General features: G+C 74.3%; 1 protein-coding gene. It reads left to right on the top strand.

Going from position 1 to position 3,013, the window contains the following annotated elements; translation table 11 throughout:
• Window positions 1–2,888, top strand: a 2,888-nt coding sequence (locus WEB03_RS03545) for a glycosyltransferase (protein ID WP_368069594.1), incomplete at its 5' end; no start/stop codon positions are given.
• Between the last annotated feature and the right edge of the window lie 125 nt (window positions 2,889–3,013).

Raw genomic sequence — 3,013 nt, 5'->3', positions numbered from 1 at the left:
GTGACCTCGGTTTCGGTGCGGCCGTCTCGATGGCGCTCGACGCGCGGCCCGTGGATACCTCGCCGTACGTCCTGCTGCTGCACGACGACCTCGCGCTCGAACCCGACGCCGTCGCCGAACTCGCGGGCGCGCTCGACGACGACCCGCGCCTGGCGATCGTCGGTCCGAAGCTGCTCGATTGGGACGACCCGCGCCGGCTGCAGTCGGTCGGCTGGACCGTGGACCTGACCGGTCGCGCGGACTCCGGGGTCGACGAGGGCGAGCTCGACCAGGGCCAGCGCGACGTCGACCGTCGGACCCTCTACGTGTCGACCGCGGGGATGCTGCTGCGTCGCGAGGTCTTCGACCGCGTCGGTCGCTTCGACCGGCGCTTCCACCTGTTCCGCGACGACCTGGATCTGTGCTGGCGCACGTGGCTGTCGGGCGCGGACGTCGAGGTGGTCCCGGAGGCCGTGGGCGTCCACAAGGCGGCGGCGACCAACTACCACCGGCTCGGACAGACCCGGGTCATCGGGCCGCGCTACTTCGCCGAGCGCAACACCCTCGCGACCTTGCTCAAGAACTACGGACCGGCACGGCTCGCGACCATCGTGCCGCTGTACTTCCTGTTCGGCATCGCCAAGATCCTCGGTTTCCTGCTCACGCGGCGGTTCTCCGACGCGTGGCTGACCGTCCGCGCGTGGATCTGGAACGTCCTGCACCTCCTCGAGACCCGCCGTCTGCGGCGGCAGGTGCAGCAGCACCGCCGGCGCAGCGACGACGAGGTCAAGGAGCACTTCGGTCGCGTCGTGCCGCGGGTGCGGGCGTACGCCGAAGCCATCGCGGACTGGATCGCCGGCGGTGACGTGGCGCCCGCCGCGACCGAGGAGACCGCCGCCCGCGAACCCGAGACGGCCACCGCGAAGCTCGGCAAGCTGGTCCGTCAGCGGCCGGTCCTGCTGGTCGGCGCGGTCCTGACCGTGTTGGTGCTGATCGGGGCGCTGTCGCTGCTGGCGGGCGGGACGCTGCGAGGCGGCGAGCTCGCGCCCTGGCCGGCCTCGTCCCGGGCGTTCCTCGGTGACCACGCGTCTGCCTGGCACACCGCCGCCGGCATCGGGACCTCGGAGGCGCCGTCGCCCGCGCAGGCGCTGCTCGGGATCCTGCAGTGGCTGCTGTTCGGTTCGGCCTACCTCGCCTCCCGGGTGCTGCTGCTCGGCAGCCTGCTCGTGGCGTGGCTGCTGGCGCTGCGGGCCGCCCAGCGGTACTCGCGCAAGAAGCTGCCGCGTGTGGTCGCCGCCACGGCCTACGTCCTGTCGCCGCCGGCCATCGCCGCGCTGCTGTCCGGCGAGGTCGGGGCGCTGGTGACGGTGGCCGTCCTGCCGGGCATCGTGGCTGGCGTGGGCACGTTGGCCCATCGGACGACCGCGCCCGCCACCGCGTGGCGCGCCGCCGCAGCCACCGCCCTCCTCGGAGCGATCGCCGGCGCCTTCGTGCCGGCGGTGCTCGCGGTGCTCGTCGTCGCCGGCGTGCTGCTGTTGGTCACCGTGCTGCCGCGCTCCCCGCGCGGGTGGCGTGGCCCGCTGGCGGCACGGTTGTCGCTCGCCACGTTCGGTCCGCTCGCTCTCCTCGTGCCCTGGAGCTTCGGCCTGCTCGCCCCGGACGGCCCCCTCCGCGGGGTCGAGCCCGCTTCCATCGTGGACGGCGAACTGTGGCGCTGGGTCCTGCTCGTGCCCGGTATCGAGGGGTTCCCGGCCCCGTGGGCCGGCGTCGGGTTCTTCCTCGCCGGGGTGCTCGGGGTCCTGTTCGGTTGGCGGCGCCAGACGTGGCTGGTCGGCAGCCTGTACGCGGTCGGTCTGCTCGGCGCGGTCGGCGGGTGGTGGCTGGCCCGGACCGGCTCCCCGGTGTGGCCGGGGACGCCGTTGATCCTGACCGCCGCGGCCTACGCCGGGCTCCTCGCGGTCGCCTTCGCCCGCGGCGAGGCATCCCTCGGCCGTCACACGTTCGGGTGGCGTCAGGTCGCGGCCGTCACGACCGGCGCGGCCGTCGCGGTCAGCCTCGGGGCGGTCGCCTTCGGCCTCGTCCAGGGTCCGCAGGGCACCTACGTCCGGGACCGCGAAGCGCTGCCCGCGTTCGTCACCGCGGCCGCGATCCCGGAGGACCCCTTCCTCGTGCTCCTGCTCGCTGACGTCGACGGCGTGGCGACCTACGAGGTCGTTCCCGGAGCGGGTCCATCGATGGCCTCGACCGGGGTGACCCCGGACGCCGACGCCCTCGCCGTGGTGGACGATGCGGTCGCCGACCTGGTCGCTGGCCGGGACGTCACCGCGGCGGCGACCTTGGGTCACCTCGGTGTGCGGTACGTGGTGGTGCCCGACGGTGGGACGTCCGACAGCCTCGACGATGCGCTGCGCAGCCAGGACGGCCTCGAGCCACGTCCCGTCGCCTCGGGCCGGGTGCTGACCGTCCTCGACGCGCTCCCGCGCGCGAGCGTGGTCAGCGCCGATGCGCTGCGCAGCCTGACGACCATCGGGCGACTGCCCGCCGACAGCCCTCCGGAGCCGCTGCGCGTCCTGGCGGACGGCCGGGTCGTCGACGACGTCTCCGGCGGCGGTGTGCTGCTGGTCAACCAGTTGCCTGGTGACACGTTCGAGGCGCGGGTCGACGGTCGCCCGCTCGCGGTGGTCAGCGCCCCGGTCGCCGCCTTCGAGATCCCCGAGGGCGGCGGCAGGGTCGAGCTCGTGCCGACCGGCCAGGGGGCACGGTCGCTGGCGCTCACCGGGCAGCTGCTCGTCGCCCTGCTCGTGATCTCGTTGATGCTCCGTCCGCCCGGGTTCGCCCGCGCCGCAGACCCCGAACCGGACGCGGCGACGCCCGCCGAGCCCGCACGGACGACCGGGGGTGCCGTGTGAACCGCGCCAGCCGCCCGACGTACGCCCTCGCGCTGCTCGTCCTCACCGTCCTCACCGTCCTCCTCGTCGGCCTCACCGTCCTCCTCGTCGGCCTCGTCGACGTCCTCGTGGACCCGGTCGAGAGC

This window comes from Nitriliruptor sp. (genome assembly GCF_040882075.1).
Taxonomy (GTDB): domain Bacteria; phylum Actinomycetota; class Nitriliruptoria; order Nitriliruptorales; family Nitriliruptoraceae; genus Nitriliruptor.
The sequence above is the reverse complement of the archived record's forward strand: the minus strand, read 5'-3'. Positions and strand labels throughout refer to the sequence as shown.